At 67.3% G+C, this 25,051-nt stretch carries 26 protein-coding genes and 2 pseudogenes; 7 read left to right on the top strand and 21 right to left on the bottom strand.

What is annotated here, in order from left to right:
* Positions 1 to 269: 269 nt before the first annotated feature.
* The 3 genes from SPR02S_RS25800 to SPR02S_RS25810 form a co-directional block, all read right to left on the bottom strand.
* Positions 270 to 758 carry a RidA family protein gene (locus tag SPR02S_RS25800; RefSeq protein ID WP_019059899.1) on the bottom strand — a complete coding sequence of 163 codons (489 nt, stop codon included), beginning with the start codon at positions 756 to 758 and terminating at the stop codon, positions 270 to 272.
* A 67-nt stretch (positions 759 to 825) separates the two neighbouring features.
* Entirely contained in the window at positions 826 to 1,806 is a 981-nt protein-coding gene (locus SPR02S_RS25805; RefSeq protein ID WP_019059900.1) for an NADPH:quinone reductase, read from the bottom strand.
* Positions 1,807 to 1,885: 79 nt separating this feature from the next.
* Positions 1,886 to 2,338: a nitroreductase/quinone reductase family protein gene (locus SPR02S_RS25810; RefSeq protein ID WP_043258482.1), complete on the bottom strand. Its 453-nt coding sequence runs from the start codon at positions 2,336 to 2,338 to the stop codon at positions 1,886 to 1,888.
* Between the two features lie 201 nt (positions 2,339 to 2,539).
* On the opposite strand from SPR02S_RS25810, the gene SPR02S_RS25815 reads away from it, so the two are divergent.
* Positions 2,540 to 3,343, top strand: a complete 804-nt coding sequence (locus SPR02S_RS25815) for an N-acyl homoserine lactonase family protein (RefSeq protein ID WP_026150870.1) — start codon at positions 2,540 to 2,542, stop codon at positions 3,341 to 3,343.
* A gap of 9 nt (positions 3,344 to 3,352) precedes the next feature.
* Here the strand turns inward: SPR02S_RS25815 and SPR02S_RS25820 are convergent, their stop codons facing one another.
* The 12 genes and pseudogenes from SPR02S_RS25820 to SPR02S_RS59005 form a co-directional block, all read right to left on the bottom strand.
* Positions 3,353 to 4,300, bottom strand: coding sequence for a LysR family transcriptional regulator (locus SPR02S_RS25820; RefSeq protein ID WP_019059903.1), 948 nt, complete (start codon positions 4,298 to 4,300; stop codon positions 3,353 to 3,355).
* A gap of 165 nt (positions 4,301 to 4,465) precedes the next feature.
* Positions 4,466 to 5,125 (bottom strand): HpcH/HpaI aldolase family protein, encoded by a 660-nt coding sequence (locus SPR02S_RS56270; protein WP_019059904.1) that lies wholly within the window; start codon positions 5,123 to 5,125, stop codon positions 4,466 to 4,468.
* A 103-nt stretch (positions 5,126 to 5,228) separates the two neighbouring features.
* Positions 5,229 to 6,497 (bottom strand): NADP-dependent isocitrate dehydrogenase, encoded by a 1,269-nt coding sequence (locus tag SPR02S_RS25830; RefSeq protein ID WP_019059905.1) that lies wholly within the window; start codon positions 6,495 to 6,497, stop codon positions 5,229 to 5,231.
* Positions 6,494 to 7,411 carry an NAD(P)-dependent oxidoreductase gene (locus SPR02S_RS25835; RefSeq protein WP_106437010.1) on the bottom strand — a complete coding sequence of 306 codons (918 nt, stop codon included), beginning with the start codon at positions 7,409 to 7,411 and terminating at the stop codon, positions 6,494 to 6,496. The genes SPR02S_RS25830 and SPR02S_RS25835 overlap by 4 nt, the downstream gene beginning before the upstream one ends.
* Positions 7,412 to 7,413: 2 nt before the next feature.
* Positions 7,414 to 8,904 (bottom strand): aldehyde dehydrogenase, encoded by a 1,491-nt coding sequence (locus SPR02S_RS25840; RefSeq protein ID WP_019059907.1) that lies wholly within the window; start codon positions 8,902 to 8,904, stop codon positions 7,414 to 7,416.
* A 494-nt stretch (positions 8,905 to 9,398) separates the two neighbouring features.
* A pseudogene (locus SPR02S_RS66460) lies at positions 9,399 to 9,796 on the bottom strand (transposase family protein); the annotation flags it as partial.
* Positions 9,797 to 9,804: 8 nt separating this feature from the next.
* Positions 9,805 to 10,467 (bottom strand): TetR/AcrR family transcriptional regulator, encoded by a 663-nt coding sequence (locus tag SPR02S_RS60450; RefSeq protein ID WP_158697868.1) that lies wholly within the window; start codon positions 10,465 to 10,467, stop codon positions 9,805 to 9,807.
* Between the two features lie 145 nt (positions 10,468 to 10,612).
* Positions 10,613 to 11,273, bottom strand: a pseudogene (locus tag SPR02S_RS66465) (transposase); the annotation flags it as partial.
* 266 nt (positions 11,274 to 11,539) lie between these two features.
* Positions 11,540 to 11,947: a RidA family protein gene (locus SPR02S_RS25855; protein ID WP_026150871.1), complete on the bottom strand. Its 408-nt coding sequence runs from the start codon at positions 11,945 to 11,947 to the stop codon at positions 11,540 to 11,542.
* An 11-nt stretch (positions 11,948 to 11,958) separates the two neighbouring features.
* Positions 11,959 to 12,660, bottom strand: a complete 702-nt coding sequence (locus tag SPR02S_RS25860) for an alpha/beta fold hydrolase (protein WP_026150872.1) — start codon at positions 12,658 to 12,660, stop codon at positions 11,959 to 11,961.
* Between the two features lie 12 nt (positions 12,661 to 12,672).
* Positions 12,673 to 13,692, bottom strand: coding sequence for a Rieske 2Fe-2S domain-containing protein (locus tag SPR02S_RS25865; RefSeq protein WP_019059912.1), 1,020 nt, complete (start codon positions 13,690 to 13,692; stop codon positions 12,673 to 12,675).
* A gap of 218 nt (positions 13,693 to 13,910) precedes the next feature.
* Positions 13,911 to 14,603 carry a Rieske 2Fe-2S domain-containing protein gene (locus SPR02S_RS59005; protein ID WP_019059913.1) on the bottom strand — a complete coding sequence of 231 codons (693 nt, stop codon included), beginning with the start codon at positions 14,601 to 14,603 and terminating at the stop codon, positions 13,911 to 13,913.
* A 126-nt stretch (positions 14,604 to 14,729) separates the two neighbouring features.
* Between SPR02S_RS59005 and SPR02S_RS60465 the strand changes: the two genes are divergently transcribed.
* From SPR02S_RS60465 to SPR02S_RS25890, 4 genes are all read left to right on the top strand, one after another.
* Complete coding sequence (locus SPR02S_RS60465) at positions 14,730 to 15,671, top strand: PDR/VanB family oxidoreductase (RefSeq protein ID WP_078622993.1); 942 nt, start codon at positions 14,730 to 14,732, stop codon at positions 15,669 to 15,671.
* A gap of 221 nt (positions 15,672 to 15,892) precedes the next feature.
* Entirely contained in the window at positions 15,893 to 16,468 is a 576-nt protein-coding gene (locus SPR02S_RS25880) for an HD domain-containing protein (protein ID WP_019059915.1), read from the top strand.
* Positions 16,469 to 16,493: 25 nt separating this feature from the next.
* Positions 16,494 to 17,315: an SDR family oxidoreductase gene (locus SPR02S_RS25885; protein ID WP_019059916.1), complete on the top strand. Its 822-nt coding sequence runs from the start codon at positions 16,494 to 16,496 to the stop codon at positions 17,313 to 17,315.
* A gap of 244 nt (positions 17,316 to 17,559) precedes the next feature.
* A complete protein-coding gene (locus SPR02S_RS25890; RefSeq protein ID WP_019059917.1) occupies positions 17,560 to 18,693 on the top strand; it encodes a methyltransferase in 1,134 nt (377 codons plus the stop codon).
* 27 nt (positions 18,694 to 18,720) lie between these two features.
* Here the strand turns inward: SPR02S_RS25890 and SPR02S_RS25895 are convergent, their stop codons facing one another.
* From SPR02S_RS25895 to SPR02S_RS25910, 4 genes are all read right to left on the bottom strand, one after another.
* Complete coding sequence (locus tag SPR02S_RS25895; protein WP_019059918.1) at positions 18,721 to 20,214, bottom strand: SDR family NAD(P)-dependent oxidoreductase; 1,494 nt, start codon at positions 20,212 to 20,214, stop codon at positions 18,721 to 18,723.
* A 106-nt stretch (positions 20,215 to 20,320) separates the two neighbouring features.
* Positions 20,321 to 21,646, bottom strand: a complete 1,326-nt coding sequence (locus tag SPR02S_RS25900) for a wax ester/triacylglycerol synthase family O-acyltransferase (RefSeq protein ID WP_019059919.1) — start codon at positions 21,644 to 21,646, stop codon at positions 20,321 to 20,323.
* A 172-nt stretch (positions 21,647 to 21,818) separates the two neighbouring features.
* A complete protein-coding gene (locus SPR02S_RS25905) occupies positions 21,819 to 22,997 on the bottom strand; it encodes a site-specific integrase (protein ID WP_019059920.1) in 1,179 nt (392 codons plus the stop codon).
* Positions 22,990 to 23,172 carry a hypothetical protein gene (locus SPR02S_RS25910; RefSeq protein ID WP_019059921.1) on the bottom strand — a complete coding sequence of 61 codons (183 nt, stop codon included), beginning with the start codon at positions 23,170 to 23,172 and terminating at the stop codon, positions 22,990 to 22,992. Before SPR02S_RS25910 ends, SPR02S_RS25905 begins: the two co-directional genes overlap by 8 nt.
* 527 nt (positions 23,173 to 23,699) lie before the next feature.
* Here SPR02S_RS25910 and SPR02S_RS25915 point away from each other — a divergent pair.
* Together SPR02S_RS25915 and SPR02S_RS56285 are read left to right on the top strand one after the other, a co-directional pair.
* Positions 23,700 to 23,915: a hypothetical protein gene (locus SPR02S_RS25915; RefSeq protein ID WP_019059922.1), complete on the top strand. Its 216-nt coding sequence runs from the start codon at positions 23,700 to 23,702 to the stop codon at positions 23,913 to 23,915.
* Between the two features lie 226 nt (positions 23,916 to 24,141).
* Entirely contained in the window at positions 24,142 to 24,426 is a 285-nt protein-coding gene (locus SPR02S_RS56285) for a helix-turn-helix domain-containing protein (protein ID WP_019059923.1), read from the top strand.
* A gap of 8 nt (positions 24,427 to 24,434) precedes the next feature.
* Here the strand turns inward: SPR02S_RS56285 and SPR02S_RS25925 are convergent, their stop codons facing one another.
* Positions 24,435 to 24,839 (bottom strand): hypothetical protein, encoded by a 405-nt coding sequence (locus tag SPR02S_RS25925; RefSeq protein WP_019059924.1) that lies wholly within the window; start codon positions 24,837 to 24,839, stop codon positions 24,435 to 24,437.
* Between the two features lie 30 nt (positions 24,840 to 24,869).
* Entirely contained in the window at positions 24,870 to 25,049 is a 180-nt protein-coding gene (locus SPR02S_RS25930) for a hypothetical protein (RefSeq protein ID WP_019059925.1), read from the bottom strand.
* Positions 25,050 to 25,051 lie beyond the last annotated feature (2 nt).

Raw genomic sequence — 25,051 nt, forward strand, 5'->3', positions numbered from 1 at the left:
ACGGCAACCCCAGCGCGACGACGTACGACTGCCACGTCTGCCACCAGCCCTACGAGCGCCCCGACCTGGCCGCCTGCCGGACCCACGACGCGCACGTCTGCTCCCTGTGCCTGAGCACCGACAAGATCGGCGACCACGTACTGCCCGCACAGGCTGTCTGACCCCGCTTCGGTCGGGACGGCGGACGACCCGCCGTCCCGACCCGTCTCCTCCCGCGCGAGTTGCCGCAGGGGTGGCCACCCCGCTCGTGGCCCACGCGGTGCGCCGGGCTAAGCGGCCGGGACGGTGAGCAGCAGCTGAATCTCGACCGGGGCGTTGAGCGGAAGGCCGGGTACGCCGACCGCCGTGCGAGGGATCGCTTCGTCGGGTCCGAACGCGGCCGTCAAGATGTCGCTGGCCCCGTTGGCGACGACGTGCTGCTCGGCGAAGGACGGGGCGCAGGCGACGAAGACGTTGATGTTCGCGACAGCTACGCCTTCGAGCGTTCCCAGTATCTGGCGGGCGACGCCGAGGGCGTTGAGCGCGGCGAGAGCGGCCTGTTTCTGGCCCTCCTCCACCGTCACGTCCTCACCGAGCTTGCCGGTCACCGTCAGAACCTCGTCGACGAAGGGGATCTGACCGGAGAGATACAGCTTGTCGCCGATCACTTTGCCGGGCGTGTAGTTGGCCCGGGGCGTCGGCGGGACCGGGAGGGTGTGGCCCAGCGCGTGGAGTCGCGACTCGACGGTGGCTGCGTTGCGGGTGTTTTCCACGGACACGGAATGCGCCTTTCGGCAGAAGGGATGATCCGACCTGTGCGAGTCGGCGGGACGTGCGGCGCGGGCGTCATTCGGGGATCAGTACGAGCTTCCCTCGGGTCCCCTGCTCCAGGACTCGGCGGTGGGCCGCGGCGGCCTCGCGCAGCGGCAGCGCGTCGCCGACCATCGGGGCCAGGGCACCGTCACGCAGATGTGCCGCCACCCCGGCGAGGGCGTCGGCCTTCTCGGCCGGAGTGGCGTTCCACAGTGCGAGACCGAGGATCGCGGCTTCCTTCACCATGGCGAGTCGCGGGGTGAAGTCCAGGCTGCCGCGGCTGCCGACGATCACCACGCGGCCCGCGGTGGCCAGGACGGTCAGATCCTTTTCCAGGTTCAGGTGCGCTGCCATTTCGATGATCACCGAGGGGCCTCGACCGTCCGTGATCCGGGTCAGTTCGTCCAGGTGTCCGGCCGATCCGTGGTCAAGGACGTGTGCGGCTCCGGCCGCGCGGACCAGGTCGGCGCCTGCCGGGGTGCTCGCGCTGCCGATGACAACGGCTCCGGCGGCATGCGCGAGTTGGGTGGCATGCAGGCCTACGCCGCCGCTCGCGCCGTGGATGAACACGGTCTCCCCCGGCTGCAGCCGGGCTCGTTGGAACAGTGCCCGCCAGGCCGTCACACAAGGGATGCCGACCGCCGCTCCTTGGGCGAACGACAGGCCGGCCGGCAGGGGATGCACCGCGATGGCGTCGACGACGGCCAGTTCGGCGTAGGTGCCGGTGCACCCGGGCGTGCCCTGAGCTGCCACGAACACCCGGTCGCCGGGCTTGACCGTGTCCACACCGGCGCCGACCTGGTCGACGACGCCCGCACCGTCGAACCCGGGTGTGTAGGGCAGCTCCGGCCTGAAGAACTCGTACGTCCCGGAACGGACGTAGGTGTCGGCGGGGTTGACCCCGGCGGCGCGCATCCGCACCCGGACCTGGCCCGTCCCGGGCTGGGGCACGACCAGTTCGGTGTGCACGAGCACGTCTTCCGAACCGAACTCGGACACTTGGATTCCGTACATGAACAAAACTTCGCTTCCCGTCGACTCCGTGACCATCGAATGCGGCCCGGCCGGCCTCCCCCGCAACCCCGCGATCCCCTCAGGCTCGCTGCAACTCGAACAGGGGGATCACCCTGCGGGTCTTCGCTTCGTACTCTCCGAACACCGACGCCGCGGCTGCCACCTTCGGGTACGTCACGGCGCGCTCGTCCAGTGGCAGTTCCCGGGCGATCACGTCGTAGGCATCGGTCCCGATCTCGATGCGCGCGTGGGGGTTGGCTCGCAGATTGAAAACCCAGTCCGGCATGCTTTCGGAACCGGACTTCGAACCGACGATGATGATCGCACCGTCGATCGTGACGTAAGCCAAGGGCGTCAGGCGAATCCTGCCCGACTTCGCGCCGGTCGTTGTCAAAAGAAGGGCCGTTGCACCTTCCCAAAGACAGCTGACCTGGCCGGCGTTGGCGCGGAACTCCGCTATGACAGTCCTGTTGAACGCCTGCCTCTCCTCATAGGTAATGGTCTCGGCATTGGGTACTTCATAGGCGCCCATCCAAACTCCTTCATTACCGGAACGGAGCTAGAGCATCTACTCTATACCCTCTGTTGTCAACGGGTCGGAGCGCCTCGTCTCGCAGTTCGTCCGTGCGTAATTCGACCGGCCCGTTGCGAAGACGGGATCGGCGCCACAAAACCGGGTCGCGATGAACGACGATGGGATCCGCATCGACGACGAACCCAGGCGATGGATTGGATGACGTTGAACGCAGACAGCACCTACGAGGTTTTTGCGGTCCGATACTCGACACGCACCGCGACGAGGAGTGAGCTGTTCCATGGCTATCCGCTTTATGGGGAGCCCGACGCGGACACCCCGTTCGACTACTTTTTCTGGGTCGCCCGCAACGCCAGCCGTACGGTGGTCATCGACTGCGGGTACGAGGCCACCGTCGGTGTACGCCGCAAGCGACCGTTGACGATCACGCCCGCCGACGCTCTGGCCGAATTCGGCATCGCGGTCGCCGATGTACCGCAACTCATCGTGACGCACGCCCATTTCGATCACATCGGGAATGTGCCCGACTTCTCGGCGGCCGAGATCATCATGTCCCGATCGGAACTCGACTTCTGGCGGGGCGCATACGGACAGCACCTGCAATTCAAGGCCTTCGTCGAGCCGAACGAAGTCGAGCACCTCGTATCCGCGGCCGAGGCCGGCCGGGTCACCGCGATCGGCACCCAGCACAGCCCGGCACCAGGCATCGAGACAGTCGTCGTAGGCGGTCATACCCCTGGCCAGGCGGTGGTCATCGTGTCGACAGCCGATGGGCCTTGTGTACTGGCTTCCGACGCTGTGCACCTCTACGAGGAGATCGAGAGGGATCGGCCGTTCCATGTCGCGTCGGATCTTCTCGGCATGTATCGGGCCTTCGACCAGCTCCGGGAGATGCTGGAGAGCCCTGGCGCCGTGTTGGTCCCCGGGCACGATCCCGAAGTGATGCGCCGCTTTCCCGCTGCTTCGGGCAACTTGAGCGATCTGGCGGTTCGGATCAAGTAATCATCGACGTCAGTCCGTGGCGGAAAGCCATTCGATCCAGCGCGGCAGTTCGACCTTCGCATCGCGCAAGGCCAGCAGCACGTCCACGAATTTCGCGGTTGCCGGGCTCGCGACCGCGCCGATCGGTTCGACGACGCTCAGGATCCGTTCCACCTCGGGCTCGACCAGCGGCACAGTCACCACATCGGCGAACGTGACCAGCGAGCCGACCATCGCGGTCATCGCGGCGACACCCATGCCCGCGCCGACCAGCCCACCGACCGTCGAGATGTTCCGGGCTTCGACCAGGACCGGGCCCGCGGTGCCGAGCTGTGCGTAGGTGCGGTCGGTCAGGGCACGGGCGCTCGTGTCGGACTGGAGCGTGATGAAGGGATCGGCGGCCAGCTCCGTCCATGTCACGGCCGCCTGGTTCGCTCTGGGGTGTCCCTTCGGGAGGATCGCCACGAAGCGGTCCTTGACCAGTGGCCGGACACGGAACTGCTGGCGCGGGAAGTGGTTGTCCCAGGTGACGGCCATATCGGCGTCACCCGCGGTCATATGGCCGACGACGTCGCCCGCCGGACCGTCCAGTACGCGGAGGCTCACGTCCGGGTTGAGCTTCCGGAAGACCGAGGCGGCGGGTGGGATGAGGATCGCCGCGACCGACGGCAACGTAGCGACCGTCACCGTGCCCCGGAAGCCCTCCATGAACTGCGCGAGGTCACGCATACCGTGCTGATGCGTGGCCATGACGCGCTCGGCGATGGTGAGCAGCTCACGGCCTGTCGCCGTCAGCTCGACCCGCCGCGCGGTGCGATCGAACAGGGCCGTACCGACGGTCCGTTCGATCGATGCGACCGTACGGCTCAGCACCGACGGCGAAAGGAAGAGTTGTTCCGAGGCCGCCGCGAAGCTGCCCGCCTTCGCCACTGCGACAAAGGTGTTCAACTGCCTGAGCGAGAGGTCCGCGTGCTTCATGCCCTGCCTCGTTCCCTTCGCATGGCCAGGTCCACCGCGGGTCCTCCCGGGCCGGGGCCGGCCGGCTTCGAATCTAACTGTCCGTTCAGCGTTTCCGCATCCACAGATCGCCTCCGCCCCGTGCCTCGACCCGCGGCGCCGGACGACGCGCGACCGTCGCTGCCGCTAGGCCGAACCAGAACGTTCGTCGTTCAGCTTCGACAGCGCGTCGGCCAGGCCGTGTTCGAGGAAGCCGAGGTCTGCCCCGAGCGAGATCATCCGGAAGCCGAGCCGACGCATCGGCTCAGGGTCTCCGGTGATCGCCGTGACCACACCGGCCGCGTCGCAGGACGCTTGCACCGCGGCGATCGCATCGCCATGGGCGCCCGGCTGGATGGAGGACCTGGGTTCCAGACCCATGCTGAGGGCGAGGTCGGCGGGGCCGATGAACACGCCGTCGACTCCCGGAGTGGCGACGATCTCGTCGATGTCGGCGACTCCACGTCGGCTCTCGATCATCACCAGGCACAGAACGGGGCGCATCGCACCGCCGGGCAGATATCGAGCTCGGAAGTCGGCGTAACTGCGATCGCCTTCCGGCGGGAAACGGCAAGCTGCCACCGCTCTCCGCGCGTCGAGGGCCGATTCGACCGACGGCACGATGACGCCTTCGGCGCCGGCGTCGAGTGCGTGCCCGATGGCTACCGGGTCATTGGCCCGGACCCGGACGAGCGGAGTGAGCGACGAGCCGTTCATCGCCTGCAACTGGGGAAGGAGTTGCGCGGCCGAGTTGTGGCCGTGCTGAAGATCGATCCACGCGAAGTCGAGGCTTGTCGCGGCGAGCATCTCGCAAGCGAGCGTGGTGCCGGATCGTATGGCGGCACCGTAGACAGTTCGTCCCGCACTCCATGATCGACGCAGCTCTGCCGCTGTCATTGTCGTCTCCCGGTCACGTCGTCGATCCGCTCGATATCGGATCCTGCGTGCGGGCGCTGAGCAGCCCTCGCACTCGCTGGGATACGGCGGCGATGAAATCGTCCGTGGTGGCCCAGTCACTCTCGTTGCGGATGGCGGCGAGATCACCGGTGACGGTTCCTGCGGCGATCGTGTCCAGCGTGGCCTGCTCCATGGCGTCGGCGACACCGCGCAGCGCCTCGCTTCCGTCCTGTCTGCCCCGCTCACGCAGTGCACCGGACCACGCGAATATCGACGCGACCGGATTCGAGGAGGTGGGCAGGCCCTGCTGGTGCCGGCGGAAGTGGCGGGGAATCGTTCCGTGCGGAGCCTCGAACAGCATCGCCCCCTCGCGTGAGGAGACGAGCGCGGCCCGCATCATCCCGGGCGAGCCGAACCCCTGCGCGACGAAGTCCGACTGGACGTCGCCGTCGTAGTTCTTGCAGGCCCAGATGAATCCGCCACGACTGCGCACCGAGTAAGCCACCACGTCATCGATCAACCGGTGCTCGTACCGCAGACCGGCCTGCGCGAACGCGGCGTGATAGCCGGCGGCGAACACCCGCTCGAACGCTTCGACGAAGGCGCCGTCGTAGCTCTGCAGGACCGTGCTCTTGGTCGACAGATAGACCGGCATCCGGCGGCTCAGGGCCATCTCGAAGCAGGACTTCGCGAAGGACTCGATCGACTCGATGTAGTTGTACATCCCGAGAAGGACGCCTCCGCTCGACGGGAAGGTCGCGATCTCACGGACGACAGTCGGCCCCCCTGTGGCCGGCTGGAAAACGAGCGACGCCGTTCCCGCCTCCTCCACCCGCAGGTCTTGGGCCAGGTACTGGTCGGCGTGTGCGTGGCGTGCGATGACGATCGGCTGGTCCCAGCCGCGGACGAGCGGCACGATGCCCTCGGCGAGGATGGGCTCGCGGAAGTCGACCCCGCCGAGGCGGCGGCGGATGGTGGCGTTCGGCGAGGGGAGCAGGTGGCGCAGGCCGAACTCGCGGGCCTTGGCGCGGTCGGCCGTGATGGTGGCGCATTTGACCGCGACCTTGGCCGACAGGAGCGCGTCGATCGCCTCGCGCGTGACCGCGTCCTGCGTGGCGTCCCGGTTCGTGACCGAGAGGTCGAAGGAGAGCAGATCAAGGGCGACGTGCGGGCGGACGAGGTTCTCGCGAATCGAGTGCATCATCACGCGAGCCATCTCGTCGCCGTCGATCTCGACGATCGGCTTCACCATGGTGACCGGGGTCGGGGGCTGGGATGTCACTGCGGCGTTCCCTCCAGTCCTTGTGCGGCCGGGGTTCCCCAGACCTCCCAGAGCCGCGCGATCGCGGAGTAGTCGAGGTCGCTGTATCCGCTGGCCAGGGCGAGGTCGTACACCGACTGCGCGGCTTGGATGGCGAAGATCGGCACCTGGAGCCGCTGGGCGAGGTCGAGGGCGAGTGTCGAGTCCTTGCGGGCCGCGGAGATGGGCATACCGCCCTCGAAGTCACCTCGCCGGACGCGCTCCGCGTACCGGTGGGTCAGCGGGCGGTGGATGCCCATCTCCGCGTCGGTGAGGAGGGTGAGCATCGTGTCGGTCGCGATGCCGGCGGATGTCGCCATCGCGCCGGCCTCGACGAAGACGACCATGAGCGCGTGGGCGACCGCGTTGTTGATGACCTTGGCCGCCATACCGCTCCCGAGCCCGCCGAAGACCGTGACGCGGCGGCTGAACGCATCGAGTACCGGTCGCGCGTGCTCGATCACGGCTGGGTCTCCGCCGACGAGCAGCACTGCTCGACCGGCCTTCATCTGTTCGACTCCGGCCATCACGGCCGCGTCGATGATCTTGACGCCATGCCGGTCGCACGCCTCGCCGAAGGCGACCATGTCGTGAGGGCCGACCGTGCTCGTCTCGACGAAGACGGTCCGTCCGCCGAGCCGCGGACCGAGGGTTTCGATCAGCTTCATCGATACGGCGGGTGACGGTAGCGACAGAACCACGGTGTCCGACGCGGGCAGCTCGGACGGATCGGCGAACGTATCGATCTCGTCGTGCCTGTCGGCCAGGGCACGCCGTTGAGGGTCCGGATCGCAGCCGGCGACTCGGTAACCGTTCCGTACGAGGTTGATCGCGATCTCGAGCCCCATGTTGCCCAGACCGACGACGACCACGGTCTCGCGTGCTGTGTCGGCCACGGTCAACTCACCACCGTCGGGCTGTAGTCGGCCATGTCGAAGTGGTCGCGGGTGACGTCACCGAGGTCGACCATGACGTTCTTCGTGGTCAGGTATTCCTCGATGGCTATCTCGCCTCGCTCGCGGCCGTATCCCGACCGACGCAGGCCACCGAACGGGGCCTGGATCGCCGCTGTGCGGTAGGTGTTGATCCACACCGTGCCCGCGCTGATGTCGCGGGCGACCCGATGCGCTCGGGCCAGGTCCGTGGTCCAGAGCCCGGCGGCCAGGCCGAAATCCGTGTCGTTCGCGATCTCGATCGCGTCCTGCTCCGTCTTGAACGGGATCACCGAGAGGACCGGCCCGAACACCTCCTCCCGCGCGATCGTCATGTCGTTGGAGACGTTCCGAAAGATGGTGGGCTGGACGAAGAACGCGGGGTCCAGTGACGTGAGGTCCCGCGCGCTCCCGGTCGCCTCAACCGCGCCCTGGTCCTTCGCCTCACGGATCATCCTCACGACCCGGTCACGCTGACTCTCGTTCGCCATCGGACCCATCTGGGTCGCTTCCGCGGCCGGATCGCCGAGGACGATCTTGTCCGCCGACCGCGCGAGGGCCTCGACCACACCGTCGTAGACGGAGTCCTGAACGAGCAGCCGGCTGCCCGCGACGCAGGTCTGTCCACCCGCGCCGAAGATGCCGGACATGGCGCCGCGCAGGGCCCGGTCGAGGTCGGCGTCCGCGAAGACGATGTTGGGGGACTTGCCGCCGAGTTCGAGCGTGCACGGCGTCAGGTTCCGGCTCGCCGACCGGGCGATGGCCCGGCCCGCGCCGACGCTGCCCGTGAAGCTGATCCTGCCGACGCGTGCGTCCGCCACCAGCGCGCGACCGACGTCGGCGCCTCCCGTGACAACGTTGACGACACCCGGCGGGAAGCCCGCTTCGCTGATGAGCTCCGCGAACTCGAGCGTGCTGCACGATGCCTGCTCGGAGGGCTTGACCACGACAGTGCATCCCGCCGCCAAGGCGGGCGCGAGCTTGTTCGAGAGCAGCTGCATCGGTGAGTTCCACGCCGTGATCAGGACGGCGACACCGGCCGGCTCGCGGCGGGTGAAGTCGAACAGATTCGGGTCGTCCAGGGGGATGGTACGGCCGGTCAGCCGGTCGGCGGATCCGGCGAAGAACTCGTAGGCCCGGGCGGCGAAGCGTGCCTGCCCGACCGTCTCCGACACCAGCTTTCCATTGTCGCGCGACTCGACTCGGCCGATGCTTACCGCATTGGCGTTCAGCAGCTCCGCCAGCCGGCGCAGCATTCTCGCGCGCTCCACACCGGGGACCCGCCGCCACGAGTCGAACGCGGCAGCCGCGGCCGTAATGGCAACCTCGGCATCCTCCTCCCCGGACTCGGGGACTCTGGCGAACGACTTGTTCACGTACGGATCGATTGCATCGAAGTAGCGGTCGTTCAGCGGTGCGACGAACGAGCCACCAATCAAGTTGGCATAGGTACGCATATATCGAGGAGCTCCTTAAGAACGATGAGTTGCCCGCCAAGACCGATAGAGCCGCGGCAACAAGTCGCAGTAGGGCCGGGACTCACGCACATCCGGACTCTTGGAGGCTAACCGCCGAACGAGCCGCTGATTGCGGATCCAGCCGACGAAAAGCGCACGGCTGCGATCAAAAACAAATTGGCTCCAGGCGAAGATTCCGACGATGTGAAGTCCGGCCGGGTGGATGGTCGCGGTCTTCTCGTAGCGGGTGGCCATACCTCGCCGGTGCTTGAGGCGGTTGATGCACCGCTCGACGGTGTCGCGCTGCTTGTAGGTCTCGCGGTCGCAGGCCGGTGGCCTGCCGGGACCTGGATCCCCGTGCGGATGCCGCGTTTGCGGAGATGGTCATGGATCGCGCGGGAGGAGTACACCTTGTCCGCCAGGACCACGTCCGGCCTGCTGCGCAGCCGCCCACGTCATCGGGGAACGTGCAGGCGGGCCATGACGGCGGTGAAGGCGGGTGCGTCACCGGCCTGTCCGGCGGTGAGGACGAAGGCGAGGGGCCGGCAGCGGGCATCGGCTGCGAGGTGGATCTTGGTGGTCAGTTCGCCGCGGGACCGGCCAATGGCGTGATCGGCCGGTTCGTCGGCCGGGGCCCCTTCCTGCGGACCCCGCGATCGTGCTGGTGCACCCGCACGATCGCGAACTCCACCGACACGGCCCAGTTGAGGTCCTCGTTGGCGTCGGCCTGCGCCGTGAGTGCGGTGAGTGCGGTGAAGACCCGCTCCCAGGTGCCGTCGACAGCCCACTGTGTTCCGGTCTGGAACTTGAAGGTGATCACGTCGATCACTTCCCGGTGATCCCGTCACCGGCCACCCCACTTCGGTGTCCGGTCCGGGAGCAACGGCTCGATCCGCGCCCCTACTGGGTCGCCTGAGCGATCACACGCTGTACGTCTGCCGCGTACTGCGGCTCGACAAAGGGCTCGACCAGTGCGAACGCATGGCGCGCACCTTGACGGACGCGCACTGCACGGGCTTGCGACGGATCTTCCATCGTGTTCAGGTAGCGCCACCAGCTGGTGATCAGGATCGTTGTGTTCTGGGCAACCATTTCGAGGGTCGCGTGTGTTGGTTCCCCTACGAGATGGTCTTCGTGGGCGAGTCTTTCGAACAACTCGACCAGACGCCCAGTTACCCAGCGCATCACCGAGCGGTAGCCACGGGCAATCTCCGGGCTTTGTCGGATGAGGTGCTCGGTGTCGCCGAAGATGAACCGGTACAACCAGTGGGTTTCCATCGCCGACGTGTAGTAAGCCGCGAAGAGCGCGGGATCGGTCGCGTCGGTAGGCAGAGCTGAAACCGCGCGGATCCGGTCGGACATCGCCTCGAAGATCGTCTCGGCGATCGCTTCCTTATTGGCAAAATGGTAGTAGAGATTTCCTGGACTGATTCCAATTTCTTCAGCGATGTGATTTGTGGTGACAGCAGCGTAACCGCGCTCATTGAACAGCCTGAGGGCGGCTACGACGATGTGATCACGGTTCGTTACACGCTTCGCCGGTGCCCTGTTTAGTTCACTCATCCGAGCAGGATTCCGCTGCGTGTCGTCCGGGTCAAGTCGCAGGACTGCCACTCTGGGCGACTGCTGGGCCTGCATTCGGAGATTGGCTCATTCAAGCACAGCGGTAGCGTCGATCTCAATTACTGAGCTTGAACTCTGGTTGTCATGTGAGCCAGTCCCGTCCGGCGATGAACTGCCGCATCCTGGCGGCGAGATGGACGTTGGTTGTCCCAGACCAGCACGATCGGACCGCTGTGTCGCTGGTGGGCGGCGATCGAGATGCGACGGCTGGAGCGCCCGCGGACCCGGATCACCGGAGTGCGTCCGCGTCGGGCCCAGGTGCGGGCGATCGGCGGCGTCATCGAGAAGCCGGACTCGTCCTCGAAGAGGATCCACGCCCCGAGCGCCGCGGTCCTTCCACCTGCGGCCAGGTCTCCTTCACCCAGCCGGTGACCTTCTCCTCGTCACGCTCGACGTCCCGCCTGGCCGGCACCTGGCAGGAGAAGCCGTGCCGGACTCGACAACATCCATCGCCGATCCGGCCGTCCATACGCGACCGGGCCCGTTGGCCAACTCCCGTTCCAGCCGGGCGAGCTGGGCCTCACTCAACCGTGGTGGCGAGGCTGAACCCGCCGAACGCACAGCCCGTGGACCGCCTTTGTCCCAGGCCCGCCGCGACCGCTGCACCGAGCGGACACTGACCCGTAGCTCCATCGCGATCACCGAACTGGGCTCGCCCACCGCAAACCCCTGGGACGCCAGCATCCGGATCTCTTCGCGGAACTGCCGACGCTCATCGCTCATGCCCCGCCCTGCGCATACCTCATGACACCGGCGTACTGCGGCGGTCAAGCCCTGCCAGCGGCCACGGCAACCCGAGTTCGAACTCAGCAGGTGGTGGCCTTCACGCCCTGGCCTGTCGAACAGCCCGACCAACCGGGCAACAACCCAATGCCTGACCGAGCGTCTGACGAATCTCTTCGGCCATCACCGCGATGACCGCCTCGGCGACAGCTTCCTTTTCTGAGGGGCCACTCCGCGGCACCGAGTCCCAGCAATTTGGGCTAGCAGTGCTGGACCGAACGCTCAATATTCACTCGTCCCCAAGCACAGCGGTCGCGTTGATCTCGATGAGCCACTCCGGAAGCCCGAGAGCCTCGACGCCGAGCAGCATGCTCGGGCACATCGGCCACTCGTCACCGAAGACTTCCTTGCCTGCCTCGTAGATCGGGGCCAGGACCTCGAGGTTGTAGCGGACGACATGCACGCCATACGAGGTGATGTCGTGCCCTGTTCCGCCGACGGCCTCGATCGCCAGCTTGACGTTGAGAAATGCCTGACGAGCTTGCTCTCTGTAGTCGTCTGGACCGACCAACTCGCCATTTTTGTCGATGGCCACCTGGCCGGCGATGTTCACTGTGCGCCCTGGAGGCGATACCAAGACCTGTGTATACAGATTCCTTACCGGCGGCGCGAGGGTCGGCGGGTTAATCCGTTCCATTGATCTGAGTCCTAATGGTTGAGGGTCTGGATGAGTTCTCTAGTGAGCACATCAGGCTGGGTAATCGATGGAAAGTGATCTCCCTCGAGATCGACTACCGTCCAGCCGAGCTCGCGACCGGCGCTGGCCGTGTCCGCGAAATTTCCGGGCCTGGTGCAATTGATGAAGGTGATGGGGGTTCCGTCGCGTGGGCGGTCGGGACCGGGCAGGGGCTCCCGCATGCACGCGATCGGCATCGGAGTCGACATTTCTCGGATGAGAGAAAGCGCGGATTCGTCTTCAACGCCCAGATCCGCAGGGTCGAGCGGATCCATGTAATACCCGCCCGATGGACGCGCGAGATCGGCGAATACGTCGTTGAGCCAAGGCAGAATATCGACGGACGATTGGCCGGGATCCGGCACAAAGGCATCGATGTAGACGATCCCCGTGACGCGTTCTGGCAGCGCGGCCCAGACGCCGTTGATGACCATTCCGCCATAGCTGTGTCCGACGAGAACCACATCGGAGAGGTCCTCCCACTCGATCATCCGTGTGACGTCCGTGATGTGGGTGGAAAGGTCGATGTCGGTTCGCAGGAGATGTGAACGGTCAGCCAGGCCGGTAAGGGTTGGCGCTCGCACATCGTAGCCCTGCGTCGACAGCTGCTTGGTAACGTCAGCCCAACACCACGAGCCGCCCCATGCCCCGTGTACAAGCACAAATATAGTCATGCGACCTGCCGCCTAATTGATGAAGTCTGCGGACGGAAGTGCGCGCGGGAAGTGCCGGACGTACTCGAGGAATCGCGCAAGGATTCGATCTCCATGTGTCAGATTCCCAGGCGCGTAATGCATCCCGGCAAAGACCGGCGCATCCTCGGCGGCGATCGCCATCTCAACCTCGAAGAGGTAGTCGACGACCGCTTGCGTCTCTTCCGGAGTCTCACCCGGCTCAGGCTTGACGGCGATGACGGGGTACATCCGCGACGACCCCGCCTTGGGAATTCCGAGGGGGACCACCCACCCGAACCAACGACCGTCCAGAGTGCCGGTCTGCCAGAAGTAGTTCGTACCGTGAATTGTCGCCACGATGTCGAAGTCCTGACCGGTTGGCAGCCTCGCGTGGACGGTGAAGTCGACCGAATACGGGTGCCACGCGACCTCCTCGTACGGATTGTTGAACATCTCGAACTTGTGCAGCTCGGTGATGTGAAGGAGGTCGGGCGTGTTTGCAGCGATGACCCATGGATCGACCGGAACAAGGTGATCGACCGCCACAACCTTGACGACGAGTTCCTCCTCGGGGTACTCGAAGGCCGGAAGGTCATAGAGAGGCTGCTCCCCGTTGTACACAAAGACGATTCCGTATCGCTCGATCGCCGTGAACGAGTACAGCTGTGCGCGCGGCGGCACGGGGTCCCCGGATGGAAGTGCCACGCAGCGCCCGTTGCCGTCGTATTCCCAGCCGTGGAATAGGCACTGCAAGCCATTGGGAGTCCGAGTGCCTACGGTCAGGTCGGCGCCGAGGTGCATGCAGTAGGCGCTGGTGACACGTACTTTCCCATCTTCACCACGGAAGATCACTACACGGCCGTCGAGGAAGTCCGCGCCGTGGATGCCTCCCTCGGGGATCTCGCTCGACAGGCATACGGGATACCAGCCTTCGCTGAAGAGGCCATTCTCCCCCTCTTTGCGTACCGGCCGTCCGCGCAAACGCTCAAGTTGACGTGGCTGCACTTCGCGGTCCGACTCCGTGGTCGTCATCTTTGACTCCTAGGTCTAGCTGCCACGCCACACGCGGCGTTACCGTTGTTAGAATATTTACTCTAACCACATCGGGTGTCAACCCTGAGAGCGAGGAAAATAAATTGGCGATCGGCGACGAGATCGAGCTTGAGACACCCTTCGGACCTCGGGTACGCGGGTGACGAGCGGTGGCGCGTCGGCGTTCGGCCGGAGCCTGGGGCGCAAGCAGGCCGTTGCTAAGCCTTGTGATCGTGCTGTGGCGTCCAGCAGGGCGGGTTGGCGAGCGAAGGGCTCGTAGGTGGCGTGCCGGATGCCGGCCGCGGCCACACGACCTCATCGAAAGGCTTGCCGATGAAGTCGAAGTTGTGCAGTTCCGTGAGATGAAGCAGATCGGGCGTGTTTGCCGAGATCACCCAGGGGTCGACCGGGAAGAGGCCGTCGAACACCCAGGTCCTCACGTAGAGGTCCGACTCCGGATACTCGAAGGCCGGTAGGTCGTACAGCGGTTTCGCGCCGTTGTGGGCAAAGACAACGCCGTACATCTCGGCTGCCGGGAAGGCGAACAGCTGCGCACGGGGAGGCACCGGGTCCCCGGAGGCGATTCCTGTGCAGCGCCCGGTCTTGCCGTCGCAGTCCCAGCCATGGAAGGCGCACCGCACACCGCCTGCGGTGCGCTGTCCGACGGGGAGATCCGCGCCGAGGTGCATGCAGTACGCACTCACCACACGGGCATCCCCATCGTCACCACGTGTCACCACGACGCGCCCGTCGAGGAAGGCCACACCGTGGGCGCCACCTTCAGGGATGGCGCTGGACAGACACACCGGATACCAGCCTTCGCTGAACACCCCGCCGTCGCCTTCGGCCGGGATCGGCCGACCGCGTAGGCATTCGAGCTGGCCAGGCACAAGATCGTGATTCGACTCCATCGTGGACAGGTGCGGCTCCTTCCCTTCGGGCTGTAGCCATGTGTCCTGCGGCGAGTATGGTTAGAATAATTACTCTAGCGCCCTGGCGTCGTCAAGCAGTCGCGCCTGAGGAACGAGGAGAAGGCCATGGCAACTGACAGTAATCTTGATCTTGTGGTCACCGAGCATTGGGAAGCGGCGCCGCGCGTGCTCGCGATCGAGGTGAAGGCGCTTGGGCCTGAGCCGCTGCCGGCCTGGTCTCCCGGGGACCACATCGAGATCGAGACGCCCTACGGACTACGGCACTACTCGCTGTGTGGATATCCCGGCGACGAGCGCTGGCGTATCGCTGTCCTTCGTGAATCCGACGGGCACGCCTCGGCGTGGCTGCATACCGAAGCTGCCGTCGGAATGACCCTCAGGTCGAGTCCGCCACGTAGCCGCTTCCCGCTTGAAGACAGTCCCGAATACCTTTTCATCGCCGGAGGTATCGGAATCACTCCGATCATGGCGATGATCGATGACGCGGACACGCGCGGCGTCCCATGGCGACTCCTGTACGGAGCTCAGGACAGTCAGGCTTTCGCATTCAGTGAGAGGCTCCGTGGATTCGGCGACCGAGTAGAGCTGTGGAGCGTGAGCGAACGAGGTCTTCCGCTGCTTGAGCGCGCCGTCGCCGAGGCGAATGCCGACGCATCCATATATGCCTGCGGCCCGTCAGGGATGCTCGACGCACTTCAGGTGGCGTGTACCGACGCCGGCCGCCCCTTGCACCTTGAGCGGTTTCAGGCAGGCACCGCATTGATCGAGGAAGGTGATGGTTCCGCGTTTGAGATCGTCCTCGCGCGGTCGCAGATGAATCTCCACGTGCCCGCCGATCGGAGCATTCTTGACGTCGTTCTCGAGGCCGGAGTCGATGCGCCGTGGTCGTGTCGCGAGGGCTTCTGTGGAACGTGCGAGACCGCCGTACTCGAGGGTGTACCCGATCATCGCGACATCATTCTGACCGACCAAGAGCGTGACGCAAACAATCGCATGTGCATTTGCGTGTCACGCGCTCATACGACGCAACTCACCCTCGATCTCTGAAACGTCACCGCCCGGGTCACTGCGCGAAAGCCGACTCATGTCAACAGGGCTTCCTGGTAGTTCGGGGTGCGATCCCAACCGAGTACCAGGAGGGCCCTGTGCCAGCCATCGAGCACCGGAGCCTGCGCCGCCGGTCTCAGTTCAGGTCCCGTTGGCCGATCCGCAAGCTCGCCATGATCTCCTGGCGTTCCGCACGGGCTGTCTCGCGGGAGGACTGACGCATGGAGTTGCGCAGCGTCGAGGAGCTGATGGATCTGCTGTACGCCTGTCGGGGCGCCTGGGACACCCCGGACAGGAGCGGTGATCCGGTCGATCTGCACGACCACGCGCTACAGACGGCCGCGCTGCTACGTCGAAGTCGCCCCGCCGACAAGGAACTTCAGGTCGCAGGCCTGGTCCACGACATCGGGCATCTGCTGCAACCCGGCGACGACGCCGGGCACGCGGACCACGCGGCGGACGCCGTCCGCGCCCTCCTCGGCGAACGGGTCGCCCACCTCGTCCTCCTGCACGTACCCGCGAAGCGCTATCTGACGACCACCTCCCCCGGCCGCGACCTGTCCGCACAGAGCGCGGTGACCCTCCGCACGCAAGGCGGCCCCATGTCCCCCGCCGAGGCCGCCGCCTTCGAGCGCGACCCCCTCGCCGACGACGCGATCACCCTGCGCCAGGCCGACGACGCGGCCAAGGTCGTCGGCCTCGACGCCGGTGTCCTGGAGGACTGGCGCACGGTACTGGGCATCGTGGCCGCCCGGAACTCCCGACTTCCCAACTCCCGCCTGGGGGCTGTCGACTGACGGTCCGTCATGAGACGGTACGGCGATGACGTCGTCGTACGGTCTACGGGGCCGGGCCGCTCTGATCACCGGCGGCACGCGCGGGATCGGGCGCGCGGTCGCCGAGGCGTTCGCCGGGGCCGGGGCGCTGGTGTGCGTGAGCGCGCGGGACGTTGACGAAGTGGCGCGCACGGCCGAGGAGTTGGGCGGTGTCGGCCTGGCCGGGAATGTCGCCGACCCGGAACACCTGCGCGAGCTCACCGAGTTGGCGCTGCGCACCTTCGGCCGGATCGACGTGGTCGTCAACAACGCGGCGACGAACCAGCCGTACGGCCCGCTCATGGAAGCCGATCCGGATGCGTGGCGGACGGCGTTCACCGTGAACGTCGAGGCGCCGCTGCGGCTGGTGCAGTGCGCCTGGCGGGTGTGGATGCGGGAGCACGGCGGGGCGGTGGTCAATGTGTGCACGGAGGGTGCCGGGCATGTCGGGCCGAACGTGGGGGCGTACGGCACCAGCAAGGCGGCGCTCATGCATCTGACCGCACAGCTCGCGGGCGAACTCGCGCCGAAGGTGCGGGTCAACTCCGTCTCCCCGGGGCTCGTCCGCACCGAGATGGCGCGGTTCGTGTGGGAGCCCGGTGAGGCGGAGGTCGCCGCCGGGCTGCCGCTCGGCCGCATCGGGGAACCGGCCGACATCGCCCGGGCCGTCCTGTGGCTGGCCTCCGACCAGGCCGAGTGGATCACCGGGGCGGATCTGCTGGTGGACGGCGGGACCCGGGTGCGGGCGGCGTACGGGTCGGGCGGGTACGCCGTCCACGACCGGCTGAGGTTGGCCGCCCCGCGCCGACCAGGTACCGGGACCGGCTAAGCAGATGTGCCGGTGGGTTTGGTGGCCGGGCAGTACCTGTGCGAGCCTGCGGGCACTCCTCCGAAAGGGCTGGCCCTGATGCTCGGCATGGTTGTCTGGGACGTCCGCTCTCGCGCTTCGACGCGAGGGCGGTAACGGCCGACTCCCCCACCCCGCACGTCTGTCCGATGGACGGGCGTGGGTCCAGCCTGCTCCCCGTCGAAGTGCTCTTCGTGACCCCTGCACGTTCGACCACGAGGAGTACATGGTGTCCACCATCCACTGGACCACCGGCGACACTCATCGGTCCGCCCGCTGGCATTCCGAGAACGCCACCTCCCTTCCGCGACGGATCGCCGTCGCCGACGACCGGACGAAGGCCGCCGATGCCTACCGTCAGGCGTGTGAGGGAACGGCCCTGCTCTGGCAGGGCGACTTCCACAACGCCCGGCAACTGCTGCAGGCGATGGGCCGCCGCGTCGACCGCAAGACACCCGGCTCCGGCACCTCCCTGAGCGAGTCCTTCCACCTGCACCGGCGCGGCAGCGCGCACCGCGCCCGTGTGCTCGGAAAGCTCCTGGTCCTGCTGGACGACGACTACACCCTGGCGTTGCGCCGGGCCCCCGAAGTCCGCCAGGCGTGCCTGGACGCCTACGGCCCGTCGAAAGGACCCACGGCGGTCTCCCTCAGGGAACTGCTGGGAGTGATCGGCGCCCACCAGTGGCGATCGAAGGGCGTCGACGTGCCGGCGCTCGGCACCCGCGTCCACCCCCACTACGGCGTGTTCGCGCCGGTCAGGGGCGAGTACGTCGACCTCGTCGCCCAGGCACCGCTGCCACCGGCGGTCCTGCGCAGCCCGGCCACCAGTACGGCGTTCGATCTCGGCACCGGAACCGGTGTCCTCGCCGCGGTCCTGGCCCGTCGCGGTGTCGACCGGGTCGTGGCCACCGACATCAGCCCACGCGCCTTGGCCTGCGCCCGGGAGAACGTCCAACGGCTCGGACTGACCGACCGTATCGAGGTGTCGGGCCCCGGCCTGTTCCCCGAGGGCCGGGCCGACCTCGTCGTGTGCAACCCGCCTTGGCTCCCCGCCCGTCCGACCAGCCCCATCGAGCAGGGCGTCTACGACCCGGACAGCACCATGCTCAACGGCTTCCTCACCGGGCTGTCCGCCCACCTTCGGCCGGGCGGTGAGGGCTGGCTCGTCCTGTCCGACCTGGCGGAACACCTCGGCCTCCGGACCCGTCGGCAGCTGCTCGACGCCATCGAGGCAGCGCAACTCCGCGTGGTCGACAGGATCGACACCAGGCCCCGGCACCCGCGCGCCGCGGACCCCGACGATCCGCTCCACGCGGCACGGAGCGCCGAGGTCACGTCCCTCTGGCGGCTGACGCCATGACCGGCACCGCGTGAAGACAGCGCCCGGTCACCATTTGCCGGGGGCGTAGTCCTTCAGGAAGACGCCGTACAGGTCCTCGCCCTGTTCGCCGAGGACGATCGGATCGTAGACGCGGGCGGCTCCGTCGACCAGGTCGAGGGGGGCGTGGAAGCCCTCCTCGGCGAGGCGGAGCTTGTCGTAGTGGGGGCGTTCGTCGGTGATCCAGCCGGTGTCGACCGAGGTCATGAGGATGCCGTCGCTCTGGAACATCTCCTGGCCGCTGGTGCGGGTCACCATGTTCATCGCGGCCTTGGCCGCGTTGGTGTTGGGGTGCCCGGCGCCCTTGTAGCCGCGGCCGAAGACGCCTTCCATCGCCGAGACGTTGACGATGTACGCGCGCCCGCTCTTCGCAGCCTTGGCGGCGGCGGCCATGGCCGGGCGGAGCTTGCTGATCAGGATGAACGGGGCTGTGTAGTTGCAGAGTTGGGTTTCGAGGAGCTCCACCGGGGAGATCTGCTCGATGGTCTGCACCCACGTGTTGGTGTCGACGACGTCGGGGACCAGACCACCGGCGTCGATGGCCGTGCCGTCGAGGTGCCGGGCGACGCTGGCGTTGCCCGCGACCAGGGCGAGGTCGGCGACCTGCTGGGCGTCGAGGCCGCTGATGCCGACCGGCAGCGCGGCCAATCCGTCGACCGCGCCGGAGCCGAAGGCGCCGATGACGTGGTGGGCGGGGAGTTCACCGGCGGGCAGCGGGGCGCTCTCGCCGTCGACGAGGGCGGCGTAGGCGGAGGGCAGCCGGCGTACGGTCTGGGTCGCGTTGTTGATGAGGATGTCGAGAGGTCCCGCCTCGGCGAGCTGGTCGGCGAGGGCCACGACCTGCGCCGGGTCGCGCAGGTCGGTGCCGACGACCTCCAGGCGGTGCAGCCAGTCCCCCGAGTCGTCCATGGCCTTGAAGCGGCGGATCGCGTCCTTCGGGAAACGCGTGGTGATGGTCGTGTGGGCGCCGTCGCGCAGCAGCCGCAGCGCGATGTACATGCCGATCTTGGCGCGGCCGCCGGTGAGCAGGGCGCGCTTGCCGGTGAGGTCGGCGTGGTCGTCGCGCTTCTCGCGGTTCAGGCGGGCGCAGTCGGGACAGAGCTGGTGGTAGAAGTAGTCGACTTCCACGTACCGGGTCTTGCAGGTGTAGCAGGAGCGGGGCCGCTGGAGTATCCCGGCGATCCGGCCCTCCTCCGTCACCGACGACGGGAGGAGGCCCTCGGTCTCGTCGTCGATGCGCTGGGCGGAGCCGGTCGCGGTGGACTCGGTGACGGCCTTGTCGTGCGCGGTCTTCGCGGCCCGGCGCTCCTGGCGGCGGCGCTGCTTGACGCTGCGGTAGATGCCCGCGGTGGCGCGGCGGACGGTGATCGCGTCGGGGTGGTCGACGTCGATCTTCTCCAGTTCGTCGAGCACGCTGAGGCAGACGGCCAGCCGCTCGGGGTCGATGCCGGGCCCGTACACGACCTCGTCCGGGGTCGTGGAGCCGTTCTCTGTCACCGTCATCGCGCTGCCGTTTCCTTGGGTCGTCCGTGGCAGCGCTCGATCGCGCACACCGTCCGAACCCGGAATTTTACGGAGCGCCGGGCCGCAGCACCAAACCCGCGCCAGGTCACGACCCGCAGGCGGTGATGAGCGTCTCCACCTCCTCGGTCAGCGCGCGGGCGAACACATCGAGATCCGGTACGGCCTCGGCGTCCGCGACGAGTCCGTAGTGGACGTGTCCGCGGAACGTGGAGACGGCGACCGCGAGGGAGTGGCCGCCGGCCAGCGGGGCGTACGGGAAGACCGCGGTGACCGGGTTGCCGCCGAGCTTCAGGCCGATGCCGGGCAGCGGGACGCTGGTGACGAGGATGTCGAACCAGAGCCGGGCGGCCTGCGCGGCGAGTGGTCCGCCGAGGCGGTGGCCGAGCGCGGGGACGTGGTCGGCGAGCAGGGCGACCGCGCCGGCGCCCCGGTTGGGTCCGGCGTCCTTGTTGCGGTCCATGGCGGCACGCACCGATTCGAGCCGGGCGAGGGGGTCCGGGTCGTCGACAGGCAGCCGTATCAGGTACCCGGAGAGCCGGTTGCCCTGTGGCTGCGCGCTGCGCGGGCGGCGTTTGGAGACGGGGATCAGGGCGCGGGGCGCGACGCCCTCGCTGCCGTCGCCGCGTTCGTCGAGCCAGCTGCGCAGGGCGCCCGCGACGACCGCGATCAGCACGTCGTTGACGGTGCCGCCGACGGTCTTGCGGATGCGGTGCACGTCGTCGAGGTCGACGACGACTCCGGCGGTACGACGGGTGCCCGAGGGTTCGGAGGTCAGCGCCGACGACGAGCGCACGTCCAGGGTGGACCGGGCGACGGACGCCCCGATGTCGAGGGCCCGGCCCACGTCGGACAGGGCGCCCCGGACCAGCCCGGGCAGTTTGCGCACGTCAGGGATGAGACCGCGCGCGGGTTCCGCCGGGCGCGGGCGACGCTCGGGCATGTCCATCGGGTCGAGGATGGCGGCGGCGAGGGTCAGCGCCCGCAGTCCGTCGGCCAGGGCGTGGTGGAACTTGAACAGCACCGCGAACGAGACGCCGTCCTCGCCGGGCAGCACATGCGCTTCCCACGGGGGCCGGCCGCGCTCCAGCGGGCGTTCCATGAGCCGGCCCGCGTCCGCCTGGAAGTCGGCGGTCGGGGCGTGCAGCCGGACGTGGTGGAGCGGGTCGAAGTCGGGATCGGCCTCGCGGGTGGCGCTCCCGAAGGACAGGGACAGCGGCTGCCACACGTCCCGGATGCGCATCCGCAGCCCGGGGACGGCGGCGGCACGGGCGGCGAGGAGGTCGGCGGCGTGGGCTCCCGCGGTCGGCGAGTGTGCCGAGAAGACGCCGAGTGCGCCCAGGTGCATCGGGTTCCGGTCGGACTCGATGTTCCAGAACGCAAGGTCGAGAGGAGCGAGCAGGTCAGAAGTCAATTGCTTGCCTCGCGTCGACTAGGGGTGAGCCAGCAGTCAAGCGCTGACAAGCGATTACGGTCAAGTACGATCAAGCTACACACAGTTAACAGCAGATTTTCTACCGGTTACGGGATCACCCCAGATAGAAGGCCCGCGAGAGCTCGAAAACGGCTCTATATCTCACGAAAACTCACATCCCGCCCCCATGGAACTCACCCCACGTCTCGGCAGCCCCACGCATGTCTTCTACATCCACATGGACGTACCTCTTCTTGGTGAACGACGCGTCCGTATGGCCCGCCCACGCCGCGAGGATGTGATCAGGGACACCGTTGTTCGCCAGGTAACTCAAGCACGAGTGCCTGGCGTCGTACAGACGGACCTGACGCATCCGGAGCGCTGCCATGAGGCGGTAGGCGTGCTCACGCAGATCCCTTGTGTTCAGCGGCAGGCCGAGCTCGTCGACGACGACCCAGCCGGTGTCGGTGTAGACCTCGCCCGCGGCGAGCTTCTCCCGGGCCTGCTGCAACTTGAACTTCTTCAGCGCGTAGACCACCGGGTCCGGCACCGGCAGGGCGCGCTCGCCGGCCTCCGTCTTCGCGTCCTTCTCCACGACGTCGCAGTTCCCGGACATCGTTCGGGTCACGACGATCTCGAGCGTGGCGAGCCTGAGGTCCAGGTACTCCCATTTCAGTCCGACGACCTCGGCCGGCCGAAGACCCATGAGGGACAGCAGGAGGGGTGCTTCCAGCCGGTCTCCCTCCATGCCTGCGACGAAGTGCTGGACCTCGCGTGGTGACCACGGCTTGACCTTCGGCCGCAGGCGTTTGTCGAGCTTCTTGTCCTCGCGGCTGACGCGCACCCCCCGAGCAGGGTTGGTACCGCGCAGTTGGCGGGTCACGGCGGCGTTGAGCGCCTCGCGGAAACGGTTCAGGATGTACTCGCCGGTCGACGCGGCCAGGCGCGTGCCCTTGCGGCCGCCCGATCGGCGCCCTCGGGCGACGATGTCGTCGATGCAGTCGCGCACCTGGTCGGTGGTGAGCTCCTGGAGCCTGGTGGGCCCGAGGCGGTCGTAGACGTGCAGTAGCGTCCGGCGGTAGGTGTTGATGGTCGTCTCTTCGGTGTCCCGCCTCTTCATCTCCAGCCACTGGTCGAGCCACTCGGCGACTGTGATCTTGCTGGGCAGGATCAGTGTTCCGTTGGCCTTGGCGGTCACGATGCGCGCGTGCTCGGCCCGCGCTTCCGTCTCCGATTCCTTGGTGATGGTCAGCTGGCGCCGCTTGCCGTTCGGGTGCTTGCCCACGTCGATCACGAAGCGGTAGCGGACCTGGCCGCTCGGAAGGCGTACTTCCTTGATCGGGTCATCCACGGCGCGCCTCGTCGAGCCATCGGCGCACGTGGTCGGGCGTGAGGGTGGCGAGTGGCACGGCACCGAGGCCGGACTCGCGCAGGTCTTGCAGGGCGGAGTGGAGGCGGTCCTGGGCGGCAGTGCGGTCGGTGTGGTCGTGGCGGACTCGCCGTCGCGGCTTGATTGGTTGGGACATGGGCTCCCCGATTGCGGGCTGGGGTCCCGGCCGGCACACCGCAGGCCTCCCGGATTGGGCCGGTGGAGGGCTGCGCGCGGTTCTGCGTTTGCGCCTCGGGCGGAGAGGGCGCGCCGGCATCGGGGCCGTTGATGGTGGGCTCTGGGACGGCGTCACAGAGCGGGCGGGTGAGGTGGACTGCGGAGACGTCGGGAGGGTGACGAGGCTCGTGCGGTGAACGTCAGGACCTTGTGCGCTTCCCGCAGCGGGTGTTGCCGGTTGCGGTCGTCGGCGCACGGGCCCTTCGGAGCCGGGATGCCGTCCCGGCCCTCCTTGGCCAGGAGTCGAATCCCGCTGCCCCGGCGACGCAACTTGCATGCGTGAGAGTTAGTTGCACACTTTCCACATAATGCCCTACCGTCCACATCTGTCTACATGGTCCGGGGATTTTCCGGTGGGTTCACGGATTTTTCCGACGGCGGTGCAGGCCTACCGGGCGGCAGCGGAGCGGCCGCCCACGACAACGGCGCTCGAAATGGAGTCACCAGATGAGCACGAAGACCCCCACTCTTGACGAGGTGCGGCAGTGGCCCGCCACTGTCGCTGTCGCCACCGCCGCGAAGGCTCTCGGAGTCTCGTCGACGCAGCTGTACGGCCTGATCAGGGGCAACGAAGCGCCTGTGCGGGTGCTGCAGTTGGGGAGAGGGTCGAAGAGGGTGGTGACCGCTTCCCTGGTGCGCGTTCTGGAGGGCGGCGCTCCGTGAGAGTTTGCGCGGGCCCGGCAGCGCGGCTGCCGGGCCCGGCACGGCCCCTCCTTGTGCTTGCGGAGCATGGAGTAGGGCCGTCTCGCACCCCCGGGGTCTCGGAGAGGCAAGTTCTGGGTCAAGTCGGACTGTTGACTGGAAGTCAGCATTCAAGCACCTATAAAGGGCCCTGAGAAGTGCCCAATTGGGCACTGACACATGATCTTTTGACCACCAGGTTTATGGGGTGGTCGACCAGGAGCCGGATTGGAGCGTTCTCCGCCGCCGCGCGGTCGGCGAGCGCATCCGAACCGTGCGCCTGCACCGGAAGCTCACGCAGGAGCAGCTGGCGAACGAGATCGGCATCGACCGCCGCTCCGTCCACCGGTACGAGACAGCCCGGCGGGACCCCGCCCTGTCCATGCTCCTGCGGATCGCGGATGCGCTGGACGTGCCCCTTGAGCTGCTGGTGAGCGGCTCTCTGGAACTTGATCTCAGGGATACCGCCCGGGACGAGCGGCCCGCCCGCTGATGCCGGTCTCAGATCTTGCGGACGAACACCCTCTGGCCATTGTGGAAGCGGACCATGAAGCCCAGGTTCTTGGGATCGGCTCTCTCGCGGGCCGACCAGACGTCGATCCGCTCGATCTGCGGGGACTGGCCGGCACCGATTACGCTGGCCAGCCACGCGTCCGCGAAGCCGCCTGAGTCCACGGCGGTGTAGGCCGCGGGCTGGCCCTCGACGGGCGCGGCCGGGGTGCCGTGCTTCTCGCCCTCGGCGAGCTGGCCCACGAACTGCCAGCGGGACTCACGGCCGTCCACGGTGACCGCAATGCCGTAGCGGTAACGGTGCTCACCAACAGCCTCGAGCGTCTGTGCCTGCTGGACACCTCGGGCGTTCTTGACCAGGTCGAGCGCGTAGTCCTGGAAGATCTCGGGGCTCATCGTCGTTCCTCTCTCAGCAGCTCAGCCACTCTAAGCACTGGTTTTCGCCATCGGCGCGGCGGCCCTCATGGCACGCTGGATCCGGTATCCGGCGTCGCAGTAGTCCTCCGCCGTGCACGAGCGGCAGTCCTGGATGTGGCCCAGCCAGCCCTGCTGGAGCTGTGCGGGGTCCGGTGCCGCGGGGCCGGTGTCCACCTCACGGAAAGCCATCC

It is taken from the genome of Streptomyces prunicolor NBRC 13075, from assembly GCF_000367365.1.
Classification (GTDB): domain Bacteria; phylum Actinomycetota; class Actinomycetes; order Streptomycetales; family Streptomycetaceae; genus Streptomyces; species Streptomyces prunicolor.